The organism is Streptomyces blattellae (assembly GCF_009709555.1).
Taxonomy (GTDB): domain Bacteria; phylum Actinomycetota; class Actinomycetes; order Streptomycetales; family Streptomycetaceae; genus Streptomyces; species Streptomyces blattellae.
In genome coordinates, this window is sequence record NZ_WJBG01000115.1 from 1 (window position 1) to 26,939 (window position 26,939).

21 protein-coding genes and 1 pseudogene are annotated in these 26,939 nt (G+C 69.8%); 3 read left to right on the forward strand and 19 right to left on the reverse strand.

The features are described from left to right. Positions 1-11: 11 nt before the first annotated feature. The 16 genes from GFH49_RS08115 to GFH49_RS08190 form a co-directional block, all read right to left on the reverse strand. Positions 12-1,691 (reverse strand): IS1182 family transposase, encoded by a 1,680-nt coding sequence (locus GFH49_RS08115; protein ID WP_155054089.1) that lies wholly within the window; start codon positions 1,689-1,691, stop codon positions 12-14. 141 nt (positions 1,692-1,832) lie between these two features. After that, a complete protein-coding gene (gene nusB / locus GFH49_RS08120; RefSeq protein ID WP_155055116.1) occupies positions 1,833-2,270 on the reverse strand; it encodes a transcription antitermination factor NusB in 438 nt (145 codons plus the stop codon). 2 nt (positions 2,271-2,272) lie between these two features. Beyond that, positions 2,273-2,839, reverse strand: a complete 567-nt coding sequence (gene efp, locus GFH49_RS08125; RefSeq protein ID WP_020128856.1) for an elongation factor P — start codon at positions 2,837-2,839, stop codon at positions 2,273-2,275. Between the two features lie 59 nt (positions 2,840-2,898). After that, positions 2,899-4,005: a M24 family metallopeptidase gene (locus GFH49_RS08130; protein WP_155055117.1), complete on the reverse strand. Its 1,107-nt coding sequence runs from the start codon at positions 4,003-4,005 to the stop codon at positions 2,899-2,901. Between the two features lie 315 nt (positions 4,006-4,320). After that, complete coding sequence (locus tag GFH49_RS08135) at positions 4,321-5,163, reverse strand: AAA family ATPase (protein WP_408055888.1); 843 nt, start codon at positions 5,161-5,163, stop codon at positions 4,321-4,323. A 494-nt stretch (positions 5,164-5,657) separates the two neighbouring features. Continuing rightward, positions 5,658-7,271, reverse strand: coding sequence for a 3-dehydroquinate synthase (aroB, locus tag GFH49_RS08140; RefSeq protein WP_155055140.1), 1,614 nt, complete (start codon positions 7,269-7,271; stop codon positions 5,658-5,660). Positions 7,272-7,303: 32 nt separating this feature from the next. Continuing rightward, positions 7,304-8,488, reverse strand: coding sequence for a chorismate synthase (gene aroC / locus GFH49_RS08145; RefSeq protein ID WP_155055119.1), 1,185 nt, complete (start codon positions 8,486-8,488; stop codon positions 7,304-7,306). A 281-nt stretch (positions 8,489-8,769) separates the two neighbouring features. Further along, positions 8,770-9,609: a shikimate dehydrogenase gene (locus GFH49_RS08150; RefSeq protein ID WP_155055120.1), complete on the reverse strand. Its 840-nt coding sequence runs from the start codon at positions 9,607-9,609 to the stop codon at positions 8,770-8,772. 60 nt (positions 9,610-9,669) lie between these two features. Beyond that, on the reverse strand, positions 9,670-11,316 hold the full coding sequence (mltG, locus tag GFH49_RS08155) for an endolytic transglycosylase MltG (RefSeq protein WP_155055121.1): 1,647 nt from the start codon (positions 11,314-11,316) through the stop codon (positions 9,670-9,672). 121 nt (positions 11,317-11,437) lie between these two features. Further along, complete coding sequence (gene ruvX, locus GFH49_RS08160) at positions 11,438-11,902, reverse strand: Holliday junction resolvase RuvX (protein WP_155055122.1); 465 nt, start codon at positions 11,900-11,902, stop codon at positions 11,438-11,440. Positions 11,903-11,919: 17 nt separating this feature from the next. Then, positions 11,920-14,592 (reverse strand): alanine--tRNA ligase, encoded by a 2,673-nt coding sequence (gene alaS, locus GFH49_RS08165; RefSeq protein WP_155055123.1) that lies wholly within the window; start codon positions 14,590-14,592, stop codon positions 11,920-11,922. Next, complete coding sequence (locus tag GFH49_RS08170) at positions 14,592-14,942, reverse strand: hypothetical protein (protein WP_155055124.1); 351 nt, start codon at positions 14,940-14,942, stop codon at positions 14,592-14,594. Before GFH49_RS08170 ends, alaS begins: the two co-directional genes overlap by 1 nt. An 8-nt stretch (positions 14,943-14,950) precedes the next feature. Continuing rightward, positions 14,951-15,394 carry a DUF948 domain-containing protein gene (locus GFH49_RS08175; RefSeq protein ID WP_155055125.1) on the reverse strand — a complete coding sequence of 148 codons (444 nt, stop codon included), beginning with the start codon at positions 15,392-15,394 and terminating at the stop codon, positions 14,951-14,953. 484 nt (positions 15,395-15,878) lie between these two features. Beyond that, positions 15,879-16,493 carry a 30S ribosomal protein S4 gene (gene rpsD, locus GFH49_RS08180; protein ID WP_062674288.1) on the reverse strand — a complete coding sequence of 205 codons (615 nt, stop codon included), beginning with the start codon at positions 16,491-16,493 and terminating at the stop codon, positions 15,879-15,881. A 302-nt stretch (positions 16,494-16,795) separates the two neighbouring features. Then, entirely contained in the window at positions 16,796-18,151 is a 1,356-nt protein-coding gene (locus GFH49_RS08185; protein ID WP_155055126.1) for a replication-associated recombination protein A, read from the reverse strand. A 42-nt stretch (positions 18,152-18,193) separates the two neighbouring features. Beyond that, positions 18,194-18,850, reverse strand: a complete 657-nt coding sequence (locus tag GFH49_RS08190; protein ID WP_155055127.1) for a vitamin K epoxide reductase family protein — start codon at positions 18,848-18,850, stop codon at positions 18,194-18,196. A gap of 142 nt (positions 18,851-18,992) precedes the next feature. Between GFH49_RS08190 and GFH49_RS41415 the strand changes: the two are divergent. After that, positions 18,993-19,424, forward strand: a pseudogene (locus tag GFH49_RS41415) (ATP-binding cassette domain-containing protein); the annotation flags it as partial. Between the two features lie 317 nt (positions 19,425-19,741). Here GFH49_RS41415 and hisS read toward each other — a convergent pair. Together hisS and GFH49_RS08205 are read right to left on the reverse strand one after the other, a co-directional pair. Further along, the gene (gene hisS, locus GFH49_RS08200; RefSeq protein WP_155055128.1) at positions 19,742-21,004 is read right to left on the reverse strand and encodes a histidine--tRNA ligase; all 1,263 of its coding nucleotides are present in this window, start codon (positions 21,002-21,004) and stop codon (positions 19,742-19,744) included. A gap of 12 nt (positions 21,005-21,016) precedes the next feature. Then, positions 21,017-21,739, reverse strand: coding sequence for an MBL fold metallo-hydrolase (locus tag GFH49_RS08205; RefSeq protein WP_155055129.1), 723 nt, complete (start codon positions 21,737-21,739; stop codon positions 21,017-21,019). 179 nt (positions 21,740-21,918) lie between these two features. On the opposite strand from GFH49_RS08205, the gene GFH49_RS08210 reads away from it, so the two are divergent. Next, the gene (locus tag GFH49_RS08210; RefSeq protein ID WP_155055130.1) at positions 21,919-22,764 is read left to right on the forward strand and encodes a peptidylprolyl isomerase; all 846 of its coding nucleotides are present in this window, start codon (positions 21,919-21,921) and stop codon (positions 22,762-22,764) included. 135 nt (positions 22,765-22,899) lie between these two features. Continuing rightward, positions 22,900-24,129: a DUF349 domain-containing protein gene (locus tag GFH49_RS08215; protein WP_155055131.1), complete on the forward strand. Its 1,230-nt coding sequence runs from the start codon at positions 22,900-22,902 to the stop codon at positions 24,127-24,129. 81 nt (positions 24,130-24,210) lie between these two features. Here GFH49_RS08215 and GFH49_RS08220 read toward each other — a convergent pair whose 3' ends face one another. Next, on the reverse strand, positions 24,211-26,748 hold the full coding sequence (locus GFH49_RS08220) for a RelA/SpoT family protein (protein WP_155055132.1): 2,538 nt from the start codon (positions 26,746-26,748) through the stop codon (positions 24,211-24,213). Positions 26,749-26,939 lie beyond the last annotated feature (191 nt).

Here is a 26,939-nt window from a genome sequence, read left to right on the forward strand (position 1 = left end):
GACGCTGTTGGTTAATTCGGGCCCTGTTGCTTCGCCCCGTCGACTTGGTCGGCGGGGCGAAGTGCTGCGAAGTGGCTGGTGCGGGTGCGGGCTCGTGGTGTGCCGGTGAGGTGGGCGTCGATGCGGGTGAGGTTGATGGCGGCGCCTGTGAGCTGGTGCTGGAGACTGGTCTTTGCCAGGCCCCGGTAGCGGGATCTGCGCAGGCCGCAGCGCTGGAGGCCTTGAGAAATGGTGCCCTCGACCCCGGCACGGATCTTGTAGCGTTCCTTCCACACGTCGGTCTGCTGCTCGGTCCGGGCGGCCTGGACGGCTTCATGTTCGGCGCGGTGGCGCAGGGTGATCTCCCGGCGTTCGGCCTTCGGTGAGCTGACGCAGTCACGCAGGTGGGTGCAGGTGCGGCAGTCGGCCGGGTTGAAACGAACCCGGATGACGGGTTGGCCGTGCTGCGAGTGCCGGTGGTGCCACTGCGTGCTGGTAATACCGTCCGGGCAGGTCACCTGCTGTTTGTCCCAGTCGATGGTGAAGGCGTCCTGTCCGTAGGGGCCGTCCTTCTGGGCCGTGGTGTTGGCCGCCATCGGGCCGTGCAGAGCGATGCCGTGTTCGCTGCGGGCGGCCACGACCTGGGCGGCGTTGGGGTAGCCGGCATCGACCCAGTGTTCGCCGGGCAGGCAGTCCCGTTCGGCGAGGGAGGCGTGGATCGGGCCGGCCATCACGCTGTCCGGGACGGTGGCGTCGGTGGTGGCCACGTTTGTGATCAGGTTCGGGGTGTCCGGCTCGCAGGTCTCGGTGAGATGGGCCTTGTATCCGTCCCACAGGATGTCGCGTTTCTTGCTGCCCCTCGCCTCGGGGTCATAGGGCGTGACCAGGCGCGTCGCGCCCGGCGGGCGGTCTTTTGGGTCCCGCCGCCGCACCTCGCCCCCGGTCAGGTGGAAGTGCTGAACCCACATCTGCCGCAGAATCTGGACCGGCTCCAGCTCCCGCAGCCCGGCCGGCGCCCGGGGCGAGAAGACGGCCTCAAGCAGTCGCATCCCGTCAGCCCCGATCCGCCTGCCGACCTCCTCCCGTCCGACCTGGCCCTTGGGGAACCGGGAGTCCTCGGCCCGGGTGGCGTAATGCCTGAACCACTCTGGTTCGGCAACCTCCACCAGCCAGTCGGGGGCAGCCTGCGCGAGCGTGTTCAACGCCGAACGGAGCGTCTCCGCCACCATCTCCAGCCAGCACAGCTCCCGTGCCGCGGACTGAACATGCGTGGAGTCGGTCCTGGCCCGGCCTGCCGTCTTCAGCAGTCCTTTCTCCCGGGCCGCGGCCAGGATGCCGTCCAGCACCCGCCTGCCCGCCTCCGCCTCGATGAGGCGGTCGCGGAACTCCGACAACACCGAGAAGTCGAAGCCCGGATCAGTCAGTTCCAGCGCGAGGGCGTACTTGAAGTCGATCCTCGCCCGCACCGCCTCGGCGGCCTGCCGGTCGGTGAGACCCTCGACGAACTGCAACACCAGCACCAACGCCAGCCGCCCCGGTGACCAGGCAGGCTTCCCCCGCGCAGGGAAGAGATCCGCGAACTCCTCGTCGGTGAACAACGGTCCCAGCTCGTCCCGGACGCGGATCGCCAGGCTCCCCTTCGGGAACGCGGCCCGCGCCACCCGCACCGTCTCCACCGGAATCTCGCCCGGCCCGCTCGGCTGCATAGACATCGACACCCACCCCATACGACAACGTCGGCTCCCAAGACCACAACCGGGTCTTGGGAGCCGACGTCACGCACGGGCCCGAATTAACCAACAGCGTCCGGTCTCGCTGCGGGCCCTCCGGCGCATCCTGCCTCGTCTGTCGCCTTATGCCTCGTCATCCCGGCGCAGCGACGGCTTGAGATCCTTCAGACGGCCGAGCAGGCCGTTGACGAACGAGGGCGACTCGTCCGTGGAGAACTCCTTCGCCAGTTGCACCATCTCGTCGAGCACGACGGCGTCCGGGGTGGCGTCGACCCAGATCAGCTCGTACGCACCGAGGCGCAGGATGTTGCGGTCCACGACCGGCATCCGGTCGAGCGTCCAGCCGACCGAGTACTGCGCGATCAGCTCGTCGATCCGCTTCGCGCGCTGCGCATAGCCCTCGACCAGCTGCATCGTGTACTCGCTCACCGGCGGCTGCCGGGTGTCGGTCCGGGAGAGCCGGATCCAGTCCGCGAGGACCGTGAGGACGTCCGCGCCGCGCTGGTCGCCCTCGAAGAGGATCTGGAAGGCGCGCTTGCGGGCCGTGTTGCGGGCAGCCACGGTTAGCTGTTCACCCGGCCGAGGTAGTCGCTCGTGCGGGTGTCGACCTTGATCTTCTCACCGGTGGTGATGAAGAGCGGGACGTTGATCTGGTGACCGGTCTCCAGGGTGGCGGGCTTGGTACCGCCGGTGGAGCGGTCGCCCTGCAGGCCCGGCTCGGTCTCCTGGACGACGAGCTCGACGGCGGCCGGCAGCTCGACGAAGAGCACCTCGCCCTCGTGCTGCGCGACGGTGGCCGTGAAGCCCTCGATGAGGAAGTTGGCTGCGTCGCCGACGGCCTTGCGGTCGACCATGAGCTGGTCGTAGGTCTCCATGTCCATGAAGACGAAGTACTCGCCGTCCATGTACGAGAACTGCATGTCGCGCTTGTCGACTGTGGCCGTCTCGACCTTGACGCCGGCGTTGAACGTCTTGTCGACGACCTTGCCGGAGAGCACGTTCTTCAGCTTGGTGCGCACGAAGGCCGGGCCCTTGCCGGGCTTGACATGCTGGAACTCGACGACGGACCAGAGCTGGCCGCCTTCGAGCTTGAGCACCAGGCCGTTCTTGAGGTCGTTCGTGGAAGCCACGGTTGCGGAATCTCCTGGACTGACGTGGACGACCCCGGGGCAGGCGCACAGCTCGATCGCTAGAGCGCGAGCAGCTCCTTGGTCGTGATGGTGAGTAGCTCGGGTCCGCCGTCCGCCTCGGGGCGTACGACGAGCGTGTCATCGATCCGGACGCCGCCCCGGCCCGGGAGGTGGACCCCGGGTTCGACGGTGACCGGCACGCAAGCGTCCAGTTTACCCATGGCTGCGGGGGCCAGCTGCGGGTCCTCGTCGATTTCGAGCCCGACGCCGTGGCCGGTGAGTGGGGCGAGGCCCTCCGTACAGCCCGCGGAGTCCAGCACCTGGCGTGCGGCGCGGTCCACGTCCCGGTAGGCGGCACCGGGTGCGAGGGACTCCCTTCCGGCGCGCTGAGCGGCGAAGACGAGGTCGTACAGCTCGATCTGCCAGTCCGCGGGGGAGGTGCCGATCACGAAGGTACGGCCGATCTCGCAGCGATATCCGCGGTACGTCGCGCCCAGGCACACGGAGAGGAAGTCGCCCTCTTCCACCCGGCGGTCCGTCGGCCGGTGGGCCCGGCGGCCGGAGTTCGGGCCGGTGGCGACGGAGGTGGCGAAGGCGGGGCCGTCGGCGCCGTGGTCGACGAGCCGGCGCTCCAGTTCGAGGGCGAGGTGGCGTTCGGTGCGGCCGACGAGGATGGACTCCAGGAGTTCACCGAGGGCCTGGTCGGCGATCTCGGCGCCGATGCGGAGGCAGGAGATCTCCTCCTCGTCCTTCACGACCCTGAGCTGCTCCACGGCTCCGCCGAGGTCCGTGAGGCGCAGGCGGGGTACGACGGAGCGGATTGCCCGGTGACGGGTCACGGTGAGGTGGTGCTCTTCGACGGCGAGCGCGTCAGCCCCTTGGGCCGCGGCAAGGCCGGCTGCCGCGACCGATGGATCGCCACCGCTTCCGGGCAGCGCCTGGATGCGGAGCGCCTCGTCGGGCCGGCCCTCCGTCGGCCGGCTCTCCGGCGGGCTCACGCACACCAGCATGTCCTCGGTCTTGCCGAGCAGCAGGACGGCCTCATGCGGGGCGGCGCCCGCCAGGTAGCGGACGTTGGCAGGGCGGGACACCAGCGCGGCTTGGCTGCCGCCGGCGCTGCAGCGTTCCCTCAACCGAGCCCGGCGGGCCTCGTACACCTCTGACATGACACGAGCGTAGGAGCCTCGTCCGGTTTGTGCCGGTTGAGAGAGAGCCGTTCGGAGCAGGAAGTGCCACTGGGCTTGCCTGCCGGGCGCGGGTTCGGCGGAGGCTCGTCGCACAGTTCCCCGCGCCCCCACAGGTCCACTACCACTCGGGCGGGCCGCCAATGGAACGCGCCAGCACCTCACCCAGACACGGGCCGCCCGGACAGTGCCCCTCAGAGAAGAACCGCTCGCAGGACAAGGAGCCACTACGGTCGCCTGCCGGGCACGGGTTCGGCAGGAACCCGTCACGCAGTTCCCCGCGCCCCTACAGGTCCACTACCACTGGGGCGGGCTGGCAATGGAACGCGCCAGCACGTCGTCGAGGACGCGGGCCGTCTGGGGGACGTCCATCTGGGAGTTGTCGATGATGGGGAGGCCGGAGCCGTACCAGCCCGCCATGCGGCCGTGGATGCGGGCGACCTCTTCGTCGGTGAGGCGGCGGTTGCCTGTGCGTTCGGCGTTGCGTTCCAGGACGATGTCGAGGCCGGGGAGGAGGACGACGGGGAGAAGGCCGGGGCCGACATGGCGCTTCCAGCCGCCGAGGCCGACGACGGGGCGGTCGGGGAAGACGGCGTCGTCGAGGATGCAGGAGATGCCGTTGGCGAGGAAGTTGCGGGCGGCGAAGCCGCAGGTGCGGCGGGCCAGGCGGTACTGGGCCTCCGAGTGGTCGTTCCACCCGGACTGCGGGTCGGCGAAGCCCGAGCGGACCCACTCGCGTACGTCGTCGAGGCTGATGTGGGCTGTCGGGACCCGTCGGTGGTCCGCCCAGTACTTGGCGACACTGGTCTTGCCGGCGCCCGCCGGGCCGATGAGCAGCACCGCGAGGGTGGTGTTCGTGGGATCGGGGGCGGCAGCGGCAGGCGGTGCGGCGGGCACCGCGACCGGGCCGCCGGGCGGCAACGGCACATGGCCCGTGGTGTCGGGCGCGGGTGGGCCCGACGTGTGCTGCGGGGCGGTGTGGTGCGGCGGACGCGGCGCGGTGAAGCCGGGTGCGGGAGGCGGCGGGGGCATGGGCGCCGAGCCCTGGGCGGGAGGCGGCGGGGATACCGGGGCCGAGCCTGGAACAGGAGACGGCGGAGGCACGGGCGCCGAACCCCCAGCGGGAGACGGCGGAGGCACAGACGCCGAACCCCCAGCGGGAGACGGCGAAGGCACAGACGCCGAACCCCCAGCGGGAGACGGCGAAGGCACAGACGCCGAACCCCCAGCGGGAGACGGCGAAGGCACAGACGCCGAACCCCCAGCGGGAGACGGCGAAGACACTGAGGCCGAACCTGGAGCAGACGGCGGCGGAGACACGGGCGCCGAACCCCCGGCGGGGGGTGGCGGGGGCACCGGGGCGGGCCCTTGGTGGGGGGCCGGGTGGTGTGCGGCCGGTGACCAGCCGGTGGCCGGTCCGTGCCCCGGCTGGTGGGGCGGCGGCAGCGGAGAACCCACTGCGTGCTGCATCCGGTGCCACTCCATCTCGTACAGGCAATTGGCGCTGGCAGCGGGGCGCTGACCCCACTCCCTACCGAACGGTACCGTCCCCGGCCGCCGTTTGGTGAACGGCCGGGTCGGTCCGAAGTTCCCATGTCCACAAGGCAAACCGGGCGTACGACGCCCGGCGGGACTTACTCCCCCACTTCGCCGTACGCGGCGAGCAGGACGGCCGGGTCCGGTCCCTCCAGGACGGTCGGCTTGGCCAGTCCGTCCAGGACGATGAAGCGGAGCACGTCACCGCGGGACTTCTTGTCGACCTTCATGGTCTCCAGCAACTTGGGCCACTGGTCGTGGCGGTAGTGCAGCGGGAGGCCGACCGATTCCAGGACGGTGCGGTGGCGGTCCGCCGTCACGTCGTCCAAACGGCCCGCCAGCCGGCCCAGTTCGGCGGCGAAGTGCATACCCACCGCCACCGCGGCGCCGTGCCGCCACTTGTAGCGCTCGTTCTTCTCGATGGCGTGCGCCAGCGTATGGCCGTAGTTGAGGATCTCCCGCAGGCCCGACTCCTTCAGGTCGGAGGAGACGACCTCGGCCTTGACCTTGATGGAGCGCTCGATGAGCTCGGCGGTGTGCGGCCCCGCAGGCGTGCGCGCCGCCTCGGGATCGGCCTCGATGAGCTCCAGGATCACCGGGTCGGCGATGAAGCCGGCCTTGATGATCTCGGCGAGCCCGGAGACGTAGTCGTTGACCGGGAGGGAGTCCAGTGCTGCCAGGTCGCACAGGACCCCGGCGGGTGGGTGGAAGGCGCCGACGAGGTTCTTGCCCTCGGCGGTGTTGATGCCCGTCTTGCCGCCGACGGCCGCGTCCACCATGCCCAGCACCGTGGTCGGCACGGCGATCCAGCGGACCCCGCGCAGCCAGGTCGCCGCGACGAAACCCGCCAGGTCGGTGGTCGCGCCGCCGCCGACGCCGACGATGAGGTCGGAGCGGGTGAACCCGGACTGGCCGAGCGCCTTCCAGCAGTACGCGGCGACCTCGGCGGTCTTGGCCTCCTCCGCGTTCGGCACCTGGATGGCGACGGCCTCGTAGCCCTGCTCGGCGAGGTCGGCGCGCACCGCCTCGCCGGTCTCCGCGAGCGCTTCGGGATGGATGACGGCGACCCGCTTGACCCTGTCGCCGATCAACCCGCCGAGTTCACCGAGGAGTTGACGGCCCACCAGGACCTCGTAAGGATCGCTGCCCGCCGTGCCGCCGACCTGAATTCTTGTGACCTGGCTAGTCATGACGTCCTCCGGCCGGGGGCCCGGGGATTGTCCCCCGGGAGATGCGGTCTTCAACTCCAGTGCGTCCAGGACGGCTTGGGTGACTTCTTCGGGCGTACGGCCATCAGTCGCCACGACCGCCGCGGCCACCTCGGCGTAGAGGTGCCGACGCGCCTCCATCAGCTCGCGCCACTGCTTGCGCGGGTTGATGGCGAGCAGCGGACGGGCCGCGTTCAGGCCGGTGCGCTTGACCGCCTCCTCGACGTCCATCGAGAGGTAGACGACCCGATGCCGGGACAGCAGCTCACGGGTGCCGGGGTCCAGGACCGCTCCGCCACCCAGGGCGAGGACGCCGTCGTGCTCGGCCAGCGCGCGCTGCACCGCCCGCTTCTCGATGCCGCGGAAGACCGGTTCGCCCTCGTCAACGAAGATCTCCGCGATGGCCCGGCCCTCGGCGGCCACGATGTCGTCGTCCGTGTCCCGGTAGCCGACGCCGAGCCGCGCGGCGAGCAGCTGCCCGACGGTGGACTTGCCGACGCCCATCGGCCCGACCAGGACAACCGCAGGCACCGCGCTCACCGGATCGCCAGGTTGTGGAGGTAGGACCGCACGTTGCGGCGGGTCTCGGCCACGTTGTCGCCGCCGAACTTCTCCGCCACCGCGTCCGCCAGCACCAGGGCCACCATCGCCTCGGCGACGATTCCCGCCGCGGGAACGGCGGAGACGTCCGAGCGCTGGTGATGGGCCTGCGTGGCCTCGCCCGTCGTCACGTCCACCGTCTGCAACGCCCGCGGCACCGTCGCGATCGGCTTCATCGCCGCCCGCACCCGCAACAGCTCCCCCGTCGTCAGGCCGCCCTCGGTACCGCCGGAACGACCCGACACCCGCCGGATCCCCTCCGGCGTGCTCACGATCTCGTCGTGCGCCTTCGACCCCGGCACCCGCGCCAGTTCGAAGCCGTCACCGAGTTCCACACCCTTGATCGCCTGGATACCCATCAGCGCACCCGCCAGACGGGCATCCAGCTTGCGGTCCCAGTGCACATGCGAGCCCAGCCCCACCGGGACGCCGTACGCCAGGATCTCGACCACGCCACCGAGGGTGTCGCCGTCCTTGTGGGCCTGGTCCACCTCCGCGACCATCGCCTTCGACGCGTCCGCATCCAGGCAGCGCAGCGGATCCTCGTCCAGCCGCTCCACGTCGGCCGGTGTGGGGTACACCCCCTGCGGCGCCTTCACCGAGCACAGCTCCACGACATGGCTGACGATCTCGATCCCGGCCGTCTCCTTCAGATACGACCGGGCCACCGCGCCCAGCGCCACCCGGGCCGCCGTCTCACGGGCGGAGGCGCGCTCCAGGATCGGCCGGGCCTCGTCGAAGCCGTACTTCTGCATGCCCGCCAGGTCGGCGTGGCCGGGCCGCGGCCGGGTCAGCGGGGCGTTGCGTGCCAGACCGGCCAGGATCTCGGGGTCGACCGGATCGGCCGCCATCACCTGCTCCCACTTCGGCCACTCGGTGTTCCCCACCATGATCGCGACCGGGGAGCCGAGGGTCAGGCCGTGCCGGACACCGCCGAGGAAGGTGACCTCGTCCTGCTCGAACTTCATCCGGGCACCGCGCCCATAGCCCAGCCGCCGTCGCGCCAGGTGATCCGCCACCATCTCCGTGGTGATCGGCACGCCGGCGGGAAGGCCCTCCAGCGTCGCGACGAGTGCGGGGCCGTGCGACTCCCCCGCGGTCAGCCAGCGCAACCTGCTCAACGGTGCTCCTCAATGCTCGCGCCCTGGTACTGCCCTGCGTACGCGCGTCCTCGCCTACGGCAACGGCGTGACCAGGTGCGCGGCCCTGGCCCGCCACCTCCGATCCTCCCACGTCCGGGGCGCCGATCAGGCCGCTGGTCCATCAGACGGACGGGACGCGGCCGGGAACACATCACGCGGAGCCCCTGCCACGGGGCATACGCCCCCAGGCAGTCCGCGCCGCGCCCCTGCCCGTACTGCGCCGCCGCCCCGTGCACGGGTAGCGAAATTCCGGAAGGGCCTCAGCGGGCGTCGAGCATGCGTTCGCCCGCTTTTCGCATGGCCTCCAGCGGCGCGGGAGCCCGCCCCGTCATCTGCTCCACCTGGAGCACCGCCTGGTGCAGCAGCAGGTCGAGCCCGCTGACGACGGCCCCGCCGTACGCCGACCAGCGCGCCGCGAGTGCGGTCGGCCACGGATCGTAGAGGACGTCGAACAGGGTGGCGGGCCGTTCCGGTACGGCGGAGGCGAGGGCGTCGGTCGTACCGGCCGGGGTGGTGGCGATGACCAGGGGGCGGCGCAGCGCCTCGGCGGCGTCCGCCCAGTCCCGCGTACGCATCTCGATGCCGAGCCGCTCGCCCCACTGCCGCATCTCGGCGGCACGCCCCTCGCTGCGGACGTAGGCGACGACCTCGCCGGTGCAGATCCGGGCCAGCGCGGCCAGCGCGGAGGAAGCGGTCGCGCCGGCGCCCAGGATCGCGGCGGAGTCGACCTGCTCGATCCCGCGCTCACGCAGGGCGCCGACCATGCCGGGGATGTCGGTGTTGTCGCCGACACTGCGGCCGTCCTCGGTGAACACGACCGTGTTGACCGCCTCGACCGAGGCGGCCGTCTCGCTGATCTCGTCGAGCAGCGGAATGACCGCCCGCTTGAGCGGCATGGTCAGCGACAGCCCCACCCACTCCGGCCCGAGCCCCTTGAGGAACCCGGGCAGCGTCGACTCGTCGACCTCGAACCGGTCGTACGACCAGCCGGTCAGCCCCAGTGCCGCATAGGCCGCGCGATGCAGCACCGGGGACAGGGAGTGGGCGATGGGCGAACCGAGCACGGCGGCCCGGCGGGCGTCAGTTGCCCGAGGTGTCATTGAACCTGTCCTTGAACCGATCGAACAATGATCCTGAAGTGGCCGCTCGTGTGCGCGGTCTCAGTCTCCGCTCCTCGACGCGTTGAACTCCTCGACCAGTTCCTCGTGCTCCGCGAGCGTCTTGGTGAACTTGCTGGTCTTGCCGTCCAGCGAGATGAAGTAGTACCAGCCGTCGTCCGTCGGGTTGAGCGCACCCCTGAGCGCTTCCTCGCCGGGGTTGTCGATGGGGCCGGGCGGCAGCCCCTTGACGTAGTACGTGTTGTACGGATTGTCGTACTGCCTCAGCTCGGCGATCGACAGATCGATCTTGCTCTGATTCTTGATGTAGTTGTACGTGGAGTCGAACTCCAGAGAGCCGTAGGTCTCGGGGTTCCCGGGCTCAAGGCGGTTGTAGACGACCTCGGCCATCTTGCGGAAGTCGTCATGGCTCGTGCCCTCGGCCTGCGCCAGGCTCGCCACGGTGAGCAGCTGCCAGGGGCCGTCGAGACCCAGGCTCTTGGCCTTCGTCTCCAGACCGAGCTCTTCGTACTTCTCATTGGCCCGGGCGACCATCTCCTTCAGGACGGCCTCCGGCTTCTGCCCCTTGCTGACCGCGTAGCTGGAGGGGTAGAGGAACCCTTCCAGCGGGTCCTTCAGGTTCGGGTGGTTCAACGCCCAGTCCGGCAGCCCGAGGTCCTTGTAGTTCTCCTTCGCGGCCTTGGCCGTGGTGCCCTTCGACAGCTCCAGTCGCTTGTCGATCTCCTGGTAGACCGCCGTGTTCCGCGAGCCCTCGGCGATGATCAGGTTGTTCTGGCTGCTGGGGTCGAGCATCATCTCGACGGCGCTGGCGGCGGACATCTCCTTCTTCATGACGTACACGCCGGCCTGGATCGTCTTGCCGTCGGGATTCTGCGACTGGGCGGCCACGAACGCGTCGACGCTCTTGACGACGCCCTGTTTCTTCAGCTCCTGACCGATGGCGTATCCGCCGGCTCCCTTGGGGATGGTGACGGTCACCGTCTCGTTCGTGCCGTCGCCCGCGAAGTCCGGCGCCGCGCCGAAACGATCCTGGTAGAACTGGTAGCCGTAGTACCCGACACCGGACAGGCCGCCGCCGAAGACAAGGACGACCACCAGGCAGGCGCAGCCGCTGCGGCGCTTCTTGGGCTTGCCGCCCCTGCCCCGCCGGTCGCCGCGCCCGCTGTCGTCCCCCGGCTCGTCGGAGTCGTCGTCATCGTCGCCGCCCGCGAAGAAGGCGTGCTCGCCCTGGTCGGGGCCGGGGTCCCAGTCGGTCCGCTGCTCCGGCTCCTCGCTCCGTCGGCTCGGCGGCTCGGGCGGCGGGTAGGCGTCGGGCGTGCCGTAGTAGTCGGGCTGCTGCCCGTCGTAGCCCACGGTCTGCTGGCCGTACGGGTCGGCCGGGTCGGGGTACGGGGCCTGCGCGTGCGTGCCGGTGGGCCAGCCGTTCTCGTCGTACTGCTGATGTCCCTGGCCGCCGTACTGCTGCGGGTCGTACTGCTGCTGGTACTGCTGCGACTGGCCGTACCCGGACTGCTCGCCGGTGCCCCAGTCGCCGTACTGCGGCTGCTGCGGGTAGTGCTGCGGCTGGCCGCCGTAGGCAGGCTGCTGGCCCGCGTGGGCCTGCTGCTGCCCTTCCCATCCGCCGTCCCCGAACAACGGGTCCTCCGGATGCCACGGTTCGGAGCCTTGGCCCCGGCCATACTCAGTCATCGATCCCCTAGAGCCGCGAGGCGGCGGTCGCGCGGCTTTCGGCTCGGCTTCCGTCCCGCCTCTCTTTGTGCGGCAGCTGTTCGAACACCGCCGCATCGCGCGGAACGTTACCGTATCGCGATCAGATGACCACTTCGACGCCCTCGCCGGGGGCTTTACCTGACACCCGTTCGGATTCGAGCGCCTGCTGCAAGATGATCACAGCGGCTGCCTGGTCGATGACGGACCGGCCCTTCTTCGAATTCACGCCCGAGGCACGCAGTCCCTGACCGGCCGTCACCGTGGTCATGCGTTCGTCCACGAGTCTGACGGATACCGGCGCGATGCCTCTGGCCAGCTCCTGGGCGAAGGCGCGGACCTTGACCGCGGCCGGGCCCTCGCCCCCCTTGAGGGAGCGAGGGAGACCGACGACGACCTCGATCGGCTCGTACTCCTCGACGAGTTGCCTCAGCCGGCGGTGGGCGGCCGGGATGTCACGTCCCGGGACCGTCTCCACCGGTGTGGCGAGGATCCCATCGGGGTCGCACGAGGCGACCCCGATACGGGCATCCCCGACGTCGATCGCGAGGCGACGGCCGCGGCGCATGACGTGTCCGGCTCCGCTCACTTGGCCGTTTCCGCCACGAGGCGCTCGACCGCGTCGACGGCCTCGCCGATGGCGGCCGGGTTCTGGCCGCCGCCCTGGGCGACGTCCGGCTTGCCGCCACCGCCGCCGCCGAGGGTCTTGGCGGCCGTGCGGACCAGATCGCCGGCCTTCAGACCGCGCTCGCGGGCGGCCTCGTTGGTGGCGATGACCGTCAGCGGCTTGCCGCCCGCCGCGGTGAACAGGGCGACCACGGCGGCCCGTCCGCCCTGGATACGGCCGCGCACGTCGAGGACCAGCTTGCGCAGGTCGTCGGCGGTCGTGCCGTCCGGAACCCGGCCCGTCACCAGGGCGATACCGCGGACGTCCTGCGCGGACTCGACGAGACCGGCGGCGGCCTGGAGGACCTTCTCGGCGCGGAACTTCTCGATCTCCTTCTCGGCGTCCTTCAGCCTGCCGAGCATGGTGGAGACCTTCTCCGGGAGCTCCTCCGGGCGGCCCTTGATCAGCTCCTGGAGCTGGGCGACGACCGTGTGCTCACGGGCGAGGAAGTTGTAGGCGTCCACACCGACCAGAGCCTCGATACGGCGCACGCCCGAGCCGATCGACGACTCGCCGAGCAGCTTCACCAGGCCCAGCTGGGCGGTGTTGTGCACATGCGTTCCGCCGCACAGCTCCTTGGAGAAGTCGCCGATGGTCACGACGCGGACCCGCTCGCCGTACTTCTCGCCGAACTCGGCGATGGCGCCCTGCTTCTTGGCGTCGTCGATGCCCATGACATCGGCGCGCACGTCGAGGTCGCGGGCGAGCACTTCGTTGATCTTCTGCTCGACGTCGGTCATCACGGCCGTGGGAACGGCGGACGGGGAACCGAAGTCGAAGCGGAAGCGGCCCGGCTGGTTCTCGGAACCGGCCTGGGCGGCCGTCGGGCCGAGGGCGTCGCGCAGGGCCTGGTGCGTGAGGTGCGTGGCCGAGTGGGCGCGGGCGATGGCCTTGCGGCGCCGGTCGTCGATGGAGGCGTGGGCCTTGGCGCCGACGGTGACCTCGCCGACCTGGACGACGCCCTTGTGCACGTACACACCCGGGACCGGCTTCTGGCAGTCGCGGATCTCGATGACGGCGCCGGTGTCGGCCTTGATGCGGCCGGTGTCACCGATCTGGCCGCCGCCCTCGGCGTAGAACGGCGTGCGGTCGAGGACGATCTCGACCTCGTCGCCCTCGGTGGCGGCCGGGGAGGACAGGCCGTCGACGAGGATGCCGACGATCGTGGACTCGCCCTCGGTGTCGGTGTAGCCGATGAACTCGGTCTCGCCCGCGGTGTCGGCGATCTGGCGGTAGGCGCCCACGCCGGCGTGGCCGGTCTTCTTGGCCTGGGCGTCGGCCTTGGCGCGCTCCCGCTGCTCCTTCATCAGGCGGCGGAAGCCGTCCTCGTCCACGGTCAGGCCCTGCTCGGCGGCCATCTCCAGGGTGAGGTCGATCGGGAAGCCCCAGGTGTCGTGGAGCAGGAAGGCCTTGTCGCCGGCGAGGACCGTGCCGCCGGCGGCCTTGGTGTCGGTGACGGCGGTGTCGAGGATGTTGGTGCCGGCCTTCAGTGTCTTGAGGAAGGCGTTCTCCTCGGCGAGGGCGACCTTCTCGATGCGCTCGCGGTCGGTGATCAGCTCGGGGTACTGCTGGCCCATCATCCCGATGACCGTGTCGATCAGGTCCTTGACGACCGGGCCGGTGGCGCCGAGGAGGCGCATGTTGCGGATGGCGCGGCGCATGATGCGGCGCAGCACATAGCCGCGGCCCTCGTTGCCGGGGGTGACGCCGTCGCCGATGAGCATCACGGACGTCCGCATGTGGTCCGTGACGACGCGCAGCGACACGTCCGACTCGTGCGCGGCGCCGTAGTGCACGCCGGTCAGCTCGGTGGCCTTCTTGATGACGGCCATGGAGGTGTCGATCTCGTACATGTTCTGCACGCCCTGCAGAATCATGGCGAGGCGCTCCAGGCCGAGGCCCGTGTCGATGTTCTTGCTCGGCAGGTCGCCGAGGATCTCGAAGTCCTCCTTGCCGGTGCCCTCGCCACGCTCGTACTGCATGAAGACGAGGTTCCAGATCTCCACGTACCGCTCGTCGTTGACGGCGGGGCCGCCCTCGACGCCGAACTCGGGGCCGCGGTCGTAGTTGATCTCGGAACACGGGCCGCAGGGGCCGGGGACGCCCATGGACCAGTAGTTGTCCTTCTTGCCCAGGCGCTGGATGCGTTCGGCCGGGACGCCGACGACGTCGCGCCAGATGCGCTCGGCCTCGTCGTCCTCCAGGTAGACGGTGATCCACAGGCGATCGGGGTCGAGGCCGTAACCGCCCTTGTCCTGGGGGCTGGTGAGCAGCTCCCAGGCGTACTTGACGGCGCCTTCCTTGAAGTAGTCGCCGAAGGAGAAGTTGCCGCACATCTGGAAGAACGTGCCGTGCCGGGTGGTCTTGCCGACCTCTTCGATGTCCGGCGTGCGCACGCATTTCTGCACGCTGGTGGCGCGGGCGTAGGGCGGCTTGACCTCGCCCAGGAAGTAGGGCTTGAAGGGCACCATGCCGGCCGGGACGAGAAGCAGAGTCGGGTCGTCCGCGATGAGCGACGCCGAAGGGACGACGGTGTGACCGCGCTCCTCGAAGAAGCTCAACCAGCGGCGGCGGATCTCGGCCGACTCCATCAGTGGTCCTCATTCCGGTTGTACGAGTACGTCGTCCTGTCGCTGTCGACGGACTTCGGGTTGTTGCGGTTCTCGATGGCGGCGAAGCGCCGGGGTGCGGGGAGTTCGGGGTTCTCGTTGATCCCCAGCGCCTCCCCCAGCTCGGCCTCCCGCTGGGCCATGCCGTCGCGGACGTCGAGGGCGAAGCCCACCGCGCGGTCCTTGAGCCGGTGACCGGCTTCGAGCGCCTTGTCGGCCGCGGTCGCGGCGAGGTTCTCGGGGGTCAGCTGCTTCAGCCTGCGGTTGACCTTGGTGGTGGCCCAGACACCGGCGGCGACGCCCGTGGTGAACCAGAACGTACGGCGGAACATCGCTTCGCTCAGTCCTTCTTCCGCTTCGCCCGCCGTGCGGCCGGGACGGTGCGGCCCACGATCACGGTACGCCGGGGCGCCTTCGCGGGCACGTCGTCCTTGCGGCCGCCGATGGCCCGGCGCACGCCGTAACCGAAGGCCGCGACCTTGACCAGGGGGCCGCCGAAGGTGGAGGCGACGGTCGTCGAGAGCGCGGACGCGTTCGACGTGACCTCCTGGACGTCCGACGCGATCGAATCGACCCGGTCGATCTGGGTCTGCGCGGAACGCACCGCCGCGGAGGCGTCTGCCAGGAGCGGGACGGCCTGGTCGGTCACGTCCGCGACGAGTTTGGTGGTCGCCTTGAGCGTCTGGGCCAGCCTCACCAGTGCGACGGCGAGGAAGGAGACCAGGATCGCCCAGAAGACGGCCACCAGGATCCCGGCCACCTCTCCACCGGACACTGTGTGCACCCGCTCCCTGAAACGTGCCTCTACATCGAAAAAGTCGTGGGCCGAGCCTATCGCGCCGGGCATGCCCCTCCGTACCGGATTACGGCCCGTGCGCACATGACTTGAGCCGTGCCGCTGAACTCGGCGCTCTGGCCGGGCTGCCCGATGCCGGGCGGCCGGTCACCGTGACAGGAGCCGGCGGAGTCGGAAGCATGCGAGGCGGTGCCCGGGAGGATCTCGGCGACCGGAGGCGGCATGGACCGGGAGGATCTCGGCGACCGGAGGCGGCATGGACCGGGAGGATCTCGGCGGCCGAGGCGGCGGTGGACACCGGGCGCTTCAGCGGTCCGCCGACCGGAATCTGCCGGCGATGCCGGCGATGCCGGCGATGCCGGCGCCGCCTGGTCCCGCGCTCGGACGGGCGCCGCAGACATGCGCAGCCCGCCGCCTCGCCCACCCGGAGGGCGGGGAGACGGCGGGCTGAGGTGCTACGGCCTGCTGGTGATCAGCGGGCGTAGTACTCGACGACGAGCTGCTCGTCGCAGATCACCGGGATCTCCTTGCGGTTCGGCTCGCGGTCCAGGCGGAACGCCAGGGCCTTGAGGTTCACCTGGAGGTAGCGCGGGGTCTCACCCTCGGGGGCGAAGCCGCCCTCACGGGCGATGGAGAAGAGGGTCTTCTCACGGCTGCGCTCACGGACCATCACGACGTCGTCGGGCTTGACGCGGAAGGACGGCTTGTCGACCTTCTGGCCGTTGACCTCGATGTGGCCGTGGACGACCATCTGGCGGGCCTGGTAGATCGTGCGGGCGATGCCCGAACGGAGGACCAGCGCGTCGAGACGACGCTCCAGCTCGATGATCAGGGCCTCACCGGTCTTGCCCTGAACCTTGGAGGCACGCTCGTAGGCGCGGACGAGCTGGCGCTCGGACACGTCGTACTGCGCACGCAGACGCTGCTTCTCCAGCAGACGGACCTTGTAGTCCGAGTTCTGCTTGCGGCCACGGCCGTGCTCACCCGGGGGGTAGGGACGGGCCTCGAAGTACTTGACGGCCTTCGGGGTCAGCGCGATGCCGAGGGCACGCGACTTCTTGACCTTGGGGCGGGACTGGTTCGCCACTGCTTCTTCTTTCCTGTTTGCCGGCTCGTCAGGGTTGAGGGAGGTCGCATCCGCAGCCGGGGAAACCCCACAGGCACATGGACCTGCCGGGCAGCCGCTCCCCTGGTCTGGGCACATATGTGCAGCACGCGAGTGGCCCACCGGCCGGTCCCGTCCTGACGACGAGTGGTGGTGGGCTGCCCGCGACACCTGATCGACGGTGCGCGACGCTCCTGGAGCCGATCCGCGAGGACCGGGTCTCCGGCTGACCGTCCTGTTCTGACTGCACAGGACACAGCACTTCGAGGAAGTCTACAGGGTGCTCAGGACCGCTTACGCCCGAGGTGCTTGCGGGTCCAATCGACCGCGTCCGCGTACCGCGCCTCGGCGCCGTGCCGCGTCGGTGTGTAGTACTCCCGGTCCTGGAGGGCGTCCGGGGCGTACTGCTGCTCGGCGATGCCCTCGGCCAGGTCGTGCGGATACACATACCCCTGCGCGTGGCCGAGCTTGGCCGCGCCCTTGTAGTGCCCGTCGCGCAGATGCGGTGGGACGGGACCCGCCAGTCCCTTGCGTACGTCGTCCAGGGCGGCGCCGATGGCGGTCGTCGCGGCGTTGGACTTGGGGGCGAGGGCCAGGGCGATGGTGGCGTGGCTGAGCGTGAGGGCGGCCTCGGGGAAGCCGATCATGGCGACGGCCTGGGCGGCGGCGACGGCTATGGGCAGCGCGTTCGGATCGGCCAGGCCGATGTCCTCGCTGGCGGAGATCATCAGGCGGCGGGCGATGAAGCGGGGGTCCTCCCCGGCCTCGATCATCCGGGCGAGGTAGTGCAGGGCCGCGTCGACGTCGGAGCCGCGGATGGACTTGATGAGGGCGCTGGCCACGTCGTAGTGCTGGTCGCCGTCGCGGTCGTACTTCACCGCCGCCCGGTCGACCGTCTCCTCCAGGGTGGCGAGGCCGATCTCCGTCTCGCCCTTGTCCAGCGCGGCTCCGGCGGATGCCTCCAGGGCGGTGAGGGCGCGGCGGGCGTCGCCGCCGGCGATGCGCAGGAGGTGGGCCTCGGTGTCCTCGGGGAGGGTGACGGCGCCCTTGAGGCCTCGCTCGTCGGACAGCGCCCGCTCGATGAGGCTCCTGATGTCGTCGTCCGTGAGGGGTTCGAGGGTGAGGAGAAGGGAGCGGGAGAGCAGGGGCGAGATCACGGAGAAGTACGGGTTCTCCGTCGTCGCCGCGATCAGGGTCACCCAGCGGTTCTCGACGGCCGGCAGCAGGGAGTCCTGCTGGGCCTTGCTGAAGCGGTGGATCTCGTCGAGGAAGAGGACGGTCTCCTTGCCGAAGCCGCCGGTGGCACGTCGGGCGCCGTCGATGACCGCGCGGACCTCCTTGACGCCCGCGGTGATCGCCGAAAGCTCCACGAAACGCTTGTTGGTGGCCTTCGACACGACATACGCCAGGGTCGTCTTGCCGGTGCCGGGCGGGCCCCAGAGGATCACCGACGAGGGTCCGGCGGGGCCGGAGGCGCCCTCGCCGACCAGTCTGCGCAGGGGTGAGCCCGGTTTCAGCAGGTGCTGCTGGCCCACGACCTCGTCGAGGGTGCGCGGGCGCATCCGTACCGCCAGGGGGCTGCTGGACGGGTCCTTCTCCTGGCGTTCTTCTGCTGCGGCGGTGAACAGGTCGGGCTCCACGCTGAAAACCCTAATTCACCGCACTGACAGTCCGGTCCGGCGTCAGCTGGTCCAGAAGTCCCACCAGCGGGTCAGGATCAGCATGCCGATGATGCCGATGTGCATGACCGGCAGGACCCAGGTGAACTCGCCGAAGAAGCCCTTGAGCCAGCTCGGCGCGGGCAGGAAGCCCTTGCGGATGTTGAACGAGGTCACGTACCAGAACATGACGATCGTCGCGACCCAGGCCAGGCAGCACCACAGGCACAGCGCGTTGATCCGGTACAGGGACTGGAATGTCAGCCAGGCGCAGAAGCCGACGCCGAAGAGCGTGCCGGCGTTGAAGGTGAGCCAGTACCAGCGCGGGAAGCGGGCGCCGGCGAGCAGGCTCATACCGACGCAGATGACGATGCCGTAGGCGACGAGGCCGAGCATCGGGTTGGGGAACCCGAAGGCCGAGGCCTGGTCGCTCTCCATGACGCTGCCGCAGGAGACGACGGGGTTCAGGCTGCAAGCGGGCGTGAAGGTCTTGCCCTCGGCCTTGGCCTCAAGCAGCTTGAACTTGTCGATCGTGATGACCCACGCGGCGAGCAGTCCGGCCGCACCGGTGATCACCAGCAGCAGGGCGAGGGCACGGCTGCCGCCCTCCGCGCGCCGCGACGGGGCGACGCGGTCCGGCTCGTGGTCGGTGGAGACGTCGGTCACTGTCGTCTTGCTCATTTCGCCGATTCCGTCACGTGAGATGTGGAGCTTCTTCCGGCAGGGACATTGTGCCGCACGCGCGCGTATCCATCGTTCGGTGGACACAGGGAGGTACGCACGGTCGTCCCGCACCGTTCGCTTCCGGACGGGACTCATCCTCATGACCACACACGCGAACGGACTCGCGGTGGACGTACGGGGGCTGCGCGAGCAGTACGGGGACGTGACCGCCGTAGACGGCATCGGCCTGGGCATTCATGCGTCAGGGCGAGGTTTCGGCCTGCTGGGGCCCGACGGGCGGGCAAGAGCACCACGGTGGAAATCCCCCAGGGCAGTCGCACCCAAGACGTGGGCGAGGTCCCGGTGGCTCGGGGCGGATCCGGCGAGGGGCACGCGCGCGTGGCGCTCGCGTGTCGGGATCGTCCGGCAGGACGAATCGGCGCCCGCCGAGTTGACGGTCCGCGAGACCGTACGGCACTTCGCACGCTACTACCCGAGGGCCCGGGACCCCGAGGAGGTCATCGGCCTGGTGGGTCTGGAGTCCAAGGCGGGCAGCCGGATCAAGGCACTGTCGGGCGGGCGTTCGATCCGGCGGCCCGGCGACCACGCACCACCACTTCGACGGCGAGATCCCGGGGCTTCGGGTGAGCTGCCCCACCCTGGAGGACGTCTATCTCCGGCTGACCGGGCACTGCCCGCCGGTCCCGACGTGGTCGCCCCGCGCTCCTGCCGGGAGGCACTGGCCAACGGCCCGTAAGCGCGCCGGGAGAGCGCACCACGGGAACCCGGACGGGCCGACAATCAGCCCGTCCGGCGTTTCAGGAGCGGGGGTCCCGGGGGCGGAGCCCCCTGGGGGATGGGACGGGTAGGGGCGGCGGGGGCGGAAAACTGGGCCGCACCCCACTCGCCTCAGCCCAGCCGCGCCTCCAGCTCGGCCACGATCTCGTTCACGCCGATTGCCGTCTGCTCGCCCGAATCCATGTCCTTGAGCTGGACGACGCCCTCGGCGAGGTCGCGTTCGCCGGCGACGACGGTGTAGCGGGCGCCGCTGCGGTTGGCGTTCTTCATGGCGCCCTTGAGGCCCTTGGCACCGTAGGAGAAGTCGGCGGCGATGCCCGCCTTGCGCAGATCGGTGACCTTGGCGAAGAGGACGCGGCGGGCCTCTTCGCCCAGCGGGACGGCGAACACGCTGGTGGACGCGGGGAGTTCGAGTTCGATGCCCTCCGCCTCCAGGGCGAGGACCGTGCGGTCGACGCCCAGGGCCCAGCCGACGGACGGCAGCGCGGGACCGCCGATCATCTCGGAGAGGCCGTCGTAACGACCGCCGCCGCCCACCGCGGACTGGGAGCCCAGGCCGTCGTGGACGAACTCGAAGGTCGTGCGGGTGTAGTAGTCCAGCCCGCGGACCAGCTTGGGGTCGTCCTCGAAGGCGACGCCCGCCGCGGTGATCAACTCGCGGACCTCCTCGTGGTACGCCTTACAGGCGTCGCAGAGGTAGTCACGCAGGAGCGGGGCGCCCGTCAACTGCTTCTGGACCGACTCGCGCTTGTCGTCGAGGACGCGCAGCGGGTTGATCTCCGACCGGCGCAGGGTGTCCTCGTCGAGGTCCAGACCGCGCAGGAAGTCCTGGAGGGCCGCGCGGTACACCGGACGGCACTCCTTGTCGCCCAGGCTGTTGAGCAGGATGCGGAAGTCGGTCAGGCCCAGCGAGCGGTACGCCTGGTCCGCCAGGATGATCAACTCGGCGTCCAGCGCCGGGTCCTCCGCGCCGATCGCCTCGGCACCCACCTGGGAGAAGTGCCGGTAACGGCCCTTCTGCGGGCGCTCGTAGCGGTAGTACGAGCCCGAATACCAGAGCTTGACCGGGAGGTTGCCCGCCTTGTGCAGGTTGGCCTCGATCGCCGCGCGCAGCACGGAGGCCGTGCCCTCGGGGCGCAGGGCGAGCCGGTCGCCGCCCTTGGTCTCGAAGGCGTACATCTCCTTGGTCACGATGTCGGTGGACTCCCCGACACCGCGCGCGAACAGCTCGACGTTCTCGAAGCCGGGCGTCTCGATGTAGCCGTAGCCGGAATTGCGCAGCGGGGCCGCGATAGCCTCGCGGACGGCCAGGTACTTGGCGCTGTCCGGCGGGATCAGGTCGTACGTGCCCTTGGGGGCCTTGAAGGTGCTCACGGAACTCTCTCGTCACATTCCTCGTCGGGGAGGGGTGCTCGCACCCTCACCGTGTCCTTGGCGGACTCCCGCCACCTGCCGCAGATACGGGTTGGTGGCGCGCTCCTGGCCGATGGTCGTCTGGGGGCCGTGGCCGGACAGCACCACGGTCGAGTCGTCGAGCGGCAGGCACACACGCGCCAGCGAGTCGAGCATCTCGGCCATGTCACCGCCGGGCAGGTCGGTGCGTCCGATGGAGCCGGCGAACAGCAGATCCCCGGAGAAGAAGACCGACGGGATGTCGGCGGTCTCGGGCATCCGGAAGGTCACCGACCCCTTGGTATGGCCCGGCGCGTGCGCGACCGAGAGCTCCAGACCCGCCAGCTCCAGCCGCGCGCCATCGGTCAGCTCCTTGACGTCGTCCGGCTCCCCGATGGTCAGCTCGCCCAGCAACGGCATCCCGATGGAGCGTCCGAGCGCCTTCTCGGGGTCGCTCATCATGTACCGGTCCTCGGGGTGGATCCAGGCCGGCACGTCGTGTGCGCCGCACACCGGGACGACCGAGGCCACGTGGTCGAGGTGGCCGTGGGTGAGGACGACCGCCACGGGCTTGAGCCGATGCTTCTTCAGTGCTTCCTCGACTCCTGGGGCCGCTTCGTGGCCCGGGTCGATGATCACGCACTCCTCACCGGCGGCGGGGGCGACGAGATAACAGTTCGTCCCCCAGGCCCCGGCGGGGAACCCGGCAATGAGCACGATCGTCCTTCGTTGTGTCGGTACGGGTGGGCTTGCGAATGAGCTGCGCCTGCGGCCAGAGCCTACCGGCGCTGCCGATTCCTCAGGAAACCCATATACGGTACGGGCACACGCACGCGGTCGGCACGAACGACGCACGCGTAACCGGTCGACGTACGAGACGCATGAGGAGAGATCCGGTGGTCAGCCAAGAACAGCGGAAGCGTCAGCTCGCGCGGGAGAAGTTCCTGCGGCAGCAGCAACGGCGCACCGAGGCACGGCGCAAGGCGCGTATGCGCAACGCGTCGATCGCGTCCGCGCTCGGCGTGATCCTCATCGGCGGCCTGGCGCTGTCTGCGACCGGGGCCCTCGATGACGACGAGACGACCAGCGCGAGCACGGACGTCACGCCCAGCGCCTCGCCGACCAGCCAGGCTCCCGATCCGTGCGAGAAGCCGGCCGAGGGCGCGGTCAAGACGACGACCTGGGAGAAAGAGCCGGCGATGACCATCGACGAGTCGGCGAAGTACACGATGAAGCTCGCCACGACCTGCGGTGAGATAGACATCGACCTGAAGACCTCGGCCGCGCCGCACACCGTGAACTCCTTCAACTTCCTCGCGGGCAAGGGCTACTTCGACCACACCCAGTGCCACCGGCTCACCGACAGCGGCATCTTCGTGCTGCAGTGCGGCGACCCGCAGGGCACCGGCGCCGGCGGACCCGGCTACACGATCCCGGACGAGAACCTCAAGGACAAGAGCCTTGAGGGCGGGGTGTACCCGGCGGGCACGGTCGCGATGGCCAACCAGTACAACCCGGAGACGAAGGAAGGTCGGAACACCGGAGGAAGCCAGTTCTTCCTCGTCTACCAGGACAGTCAGCTGCCGGCCGACTACACACCGTTCGGCACGGTGTCCAAGGCGGGCATGGACGTCCTGAAGAAGATCGCGGATGCCGGAGCGCAGGCCGCGGACCCCAATACGGGCAACACGGCACCCAACGCGACCGTCGTGATCAACAAGGCGACTGTCACGAAATCCTGACTGTCAACTGCCGAATTTCGGTCGCGCGGGATGCGGACAGGCAACCCGCCGGTCGCCTATGTTGGCCGTGACGAAACTGTGGACGATGCCCGGGGGTGCGGAAGCCCTACGCAGGCATCATGTGGAGGAGGCGCTGTGAGCAGCGACCCGTGGGGCCGCGTCGACGAGACGGGGACCGTGTACGTGCGTACGGCCGACGGCGAGCAGGTCGTCGGTTCCTGGCAGGCCGGCTCCCCTGAGGAGGCACTGGCCTACTTCGAGCGCAAGTACGAGGGCCTGGTTGTCGAGATCGGCCTCCTCGAGAAGCGAGTGAAGACCACCGACCTCTCCGCGAAGGACGCCCAGGTCGCCATCGACCACATCCGCGAACAGGTCGACGCGCATCATGCCGTCGGTGATCTGGACGCGCTGCGGAAGCGGCTGGACAAGCTCGTGGAGACCGTCGAGGCGCGGCGTGAGGAGCGCAAACAGCAGCGCGCGAAGCAGTCCGACGAGGCCCGCAAGGCCAAGGAGGCGCTGGTCACCGAGGCGGAGCAGCTGGCGCAGTCCGACCAGTGGCGGGCGGCCGGTGAGCGGCTGCGGGCGCTGGTGGACACCTGGAAGGGCCTGCCGCGGCTGGACCGCAAGTCGGACGACGAGTTGTGGCACCGCTTCTCGCACGCCCGGTCGGCGTTCTCCAAGCGTCGCAAGGCACACTTCGCGTCGCTGGACGCGCAGCGCGAGGAGGCCCGTAAGGCCAAGGAGCGGCTGGTCGCCGAGGCCGAGTCGCTGTCGGGTTCGACGGACTGGGGTCCGACGGCCGCGCGCTACCGCGAGCTGATGTCGGAGTGGAAGGCCGCGGGCCGTGCCCAGCGCGAGCACGAGGACGACTTGTGGAACCGCTTCCGCGGCGCCCAGGACGTGTTCTTCGCCGCCCGCAGCTCGGTCTTCGCCGAGCGGGACGCGGAGCAGTCGGAGAACCTGAAGCTCAAGGAGGAACTGGCCGAGGAGGCCGAGAAGATCCTCCCGGTCACGGACCTGAAGACCGCGCGTGCCGCGTTCCGCTCGATCAACGAGCGCTGGGAGGCCATCGGCCATGTGCCGCGCGACGCGCGCCCGAAGGTCGAGGGCCGGATGCATTCGGTCGAGCGGGCCATCCAGGAGGCCGAGGAGGCCGAGTGGCGCCGGACCAACCCGGAGGCACGCGCGCGTGCCGAGGGTCTGACCGGCCAGCTCCAGGCCGCCGTGGACAAGCTCAGGTCCCAGATCGAGCAGGCGCGGTCCCAGGGCAACAACGCCAGGGCCGACAAGCTCGAAAGGGAACTGGAGGGCCGCCAGGCGCTGCTGGACCAGGCGCTGAAGGGTCTGCAGGAGTTCGGAGGCTGACCCGGCTGGCACCGGCCGGCACCCGGCCGACATGAGAAGGGGCTCCCCGCGGGGAGCCCCTTCTTCCTGCTCGTACGACGGTTACGAGCGGCTGCGTGCCGATGTCACGCGGTACACGTCGTACACGCCCTCCACTCCCCTGACCGCCTTCAGGACGTGGCCGAGATGCTTCGGGTCGCCCATCTCGAAGGTGAAGCGCGAGGTGGCGACGCGGTCGCGGGAGGTCTGGACGGCCGCGGACAGGATGTTGACGTGCTGGTCGGACAGGACGCGGGTGACGTCCGACAGCAGTCGGGAGCGGTCGAGGGCCTCGACCTGGATGGCGACCAGGAAGACCGACGACTGCGTGGGCGCCCATTCGACATCGAGGATGCGCTCGGGCTCACGGGACAGTGACTCCACGTTCACACAGTCGCTGCGGTGAACCGATACTCCGCTACCGCGGGTGACGAAGCCTATGATCGGGTCACCGGGGACGGGCGTACAGCAGCGGGCGAGCTTGACCCAGACGTCGTCGACGCCCTTGACCACCACACCGGGGTCCTGGCTGCTGCGCCGCTTGCGGCTGCGGCCGCGGGGGGACGGTACCGCCTCGTCGATCTCCTCGGTGGCGGCCTCCTCCCCGCCGAGGGCCTGAACGAGCTTCTGTACGACGTTCTGCGCGGCGACATGTCCCTCGCCGATCGCCGCGTACAGCGAGGAGATGTCGGGGTAGCGCATCTCGTGCGCGAGCGTGACGAGGGAGTCGCCCGTGAGGATGCGCTGGATCGGCAGGTTCTGTTTGCGCATCGCGCGGGCGATGGCGTCCTTGCCGTGCTCGATGGCCTCGTCCCGGCGCTCCTTGGAGAACCAGGCCCGGATCTTGTTGCGGGCGCGCGGGGACTTGACGAAGCCGAGCCAGTCACGGGAGGGGCCCGCTCCGGCCGCCTTGGAGGTGAAGACCTCCACCAAGTCGCCGTTGTCCAGGGTGGATTCGAGCGGCACGAGACGGCCGTTGACCCGTGCCCCTATGGTGCGGTGGCCGACCTCGGTATGGACGGCGTACGCGAAGTCGACCGGCGTCGCGCCCGCCGGGAGCGCTATGACGTCGCCCTTCGGCGTGAAGACGAAGACCTCGTTACGGGACAGGTCGAAGCGCAGCGACTCCAGGAACTCGCCCGGGTCCTCGGTCTCCTTCTGCCAGTCGAGCAACTGGCGCAGCCACGCCATGTCGTTGAGGTGGTCGTCCTTGCCCTTGCCGGACGACTTCGGCACATCGGTACGGATCTTGGAGGCGCCCGCGACGGCCTCCTGCTTGTACTTCCAGTGCGCGGCGATGCCGTACTCGGCGCGGCGGTGCATGTCGAACGTGCGGATCTGGAGTTCGACCGGCTTGCCGTTGGGGCCGATCACCGTCGTGTGCAGCGACTGGTACATGTTGAACTTGGGCATCGCGATGTAGTCCTTGAACCGGCCGGGGACCGGGTTCCATCGCGCGTGCACGGTGCCGAGGGCGGCGTAGCAGTCGCGGACGGTGTCCACGAGGACGCGGATGCCCACCAGGTCGTAGATCTCCGCGAAGTCACGGCCGCGGACGATCATCTTCTGGTAGACGCTGTAGTAGTGCTTCGGGCGTCCGGTGACGGTCGCCTTGATGCGGGCGGCGCGCAGGTCCTGCTGGACCTCGTCGGTGACTATGGCCAGATACTCGTCACGCTTCGGTGCCCGCTCGGCCACCAGCCGTACGATCTCGTCGTACATCTTGGGGTAGAGGATCGCGAAGGCGAGGTCCTCCAGTTCCCACTTGATGGTGTTCATACCGAGGCGGTGGGCGAGCGGCGCGTAGATCTCCAGGGTCTCGCGCGCCTTCTTCTCCTGCTTCTCGCGCTTGAGGTAGCGCATGGTGCGCATGTTGTGCAGGCGGTCGGCGAGCTTGATGACCAGGACGCGGGGGTCCTTGGCCATCGCTACGACCATCTTGCGCACCGTCTCGGCCTGTGCGGCCTCGCCGAACTTGACCTTGTCCAGCTTGGTGACGCCGTCGACGAGCAGCGCGACGGCGTCGCCGAAGTCGCGCCGGAGCTGGTCGAGGCCGTACTCGGTGTCCTCGACCGTGTCGTGCAGCAGGCCCGCCATCAGCGTGGCCGGATCCATGCCCAGCTCGGCGAGGATCGTGGTGACGGCGAGGGGGTGCGTGATGTACGGGTCGCCGCTCTTGCGCTTCTGGCCGCGGTGCCAGCGCTCGGCGACCTGGTAGGCCTTCTCGATCTGCCGGAGCGTGGCCGTCTCGATCTTGGGGTCGTTGCTGCGCACTATCCGCAGCAGCGGCTCCAGGACGGGGTTGTACGGGTTGGAGCGCTGGACGCCGAGACGGGCGAGGCGGGCGCGGACGCGGTTGGAGGAGCCGGAGCGGGCGGGCTGGCCGGTGTTGGGGCGGACCGCGGGCGTGGACGGGCGCTCAGGGGGGGACGGCTTGGGGCGCGACTGCTCGGCCGGCTTGCCGACGGGCGTGGACTGGGCATGCTCGACCGGCCCGCGGGTGTCGTTCTTCGCGTTCGACGTGTTCGGCGCGGGCTTGGCCACGGGGCCCGAGACGGGCTCGGGCTTGGCGGCGGTCAGGTGCTGGGCCTCGTCTGGCAAGAGGGCTCCTCGTGCGCGATCCGGGTCCCCCGGTCAGGCTCCGGAGACCCCATGGTAGCGATCCTGAGCCACAGGATCGCCCTCAGCCGGTGTGAGGGCCGTCTACCGAAGAAACGCGAGGGGCTGCCGCCGGCATTCCGGGAGGTGTCCTGTGGGTGTCCGGAGGTTTGCGTGGGGGGGAGAGCCTTGGG

What these genes read in the sequence shown, in the direction of transcription:
- ruvX (WP_155055122.1), bottom strand. Translation starts at nt 11,902, where the DNA reads ATGCGCCGCGGCCGTCGCCTCGCGATCGACGTCGGGGATGCCCGTATC.
- GFH49_RS08115 (WP_155054089.1), bottom strand. Translation starts at nt 1,691, where the DNA reads ATGTCTATGCAGCCGAGCGGGCCGGGCGAGATTCCGGTGGAGACGGTG.
- mltG (WP_155055121.1), bottom strand. Translation starts at nt 11,316, where the DNA reads ATGACTGAGTATGGCCGGGGCCAAGGCTCCGAACCGTGGCATCCGGAG.
- GFH49_RS08170 (WP_155055124.1), bottom strand. Translation starts at nt 14,942, where the DNA reads ATGTTCCGCCGTACGTTCTGGTTCACCACGGGCGTCGCCGCCGGTGTC.
- GFH49_RS08190 (WP_155055127.1), bottom strand. Translation starts at nt 18,850, where the DNA reads ATGAGCAAGACGACAGTGACCGACGTCTCCACCGACCACGAGCCGGAC.
- GFH49_RS08130 (WP_155055117.1), bottom strand. Translation starts at nt 4,005, where the DNA reads ATGTCAGAGGTGTACGAGGCCCGCCGGGCTCGGTTGAGGGAACGCTGC.
- alaS (WP_155055123.1), bottom strand. Translation starts at nt 14,592, where the DNA reads ATGGAGTCGGCCGAGATCCGCCGCCGCTGGTTGAGCTTCTTCGAGGAG.
- aroB (WP_155055140.1), bottom strand. Translation starts at nt 7,271, where the DNA reads ATGGGCGTCGGCAAGTCCACCGTCGGGCAGCTGCTCGCCGCGCGGCTC.
- GFH49_RS08150 (WP_155055120.1), bottom strand. Translation starts at nt 9,609, where the DNA reads ATGACACCTCGGGCAACTGACGCCCGCCGGGCCGCCGTGCTCGGTTCG.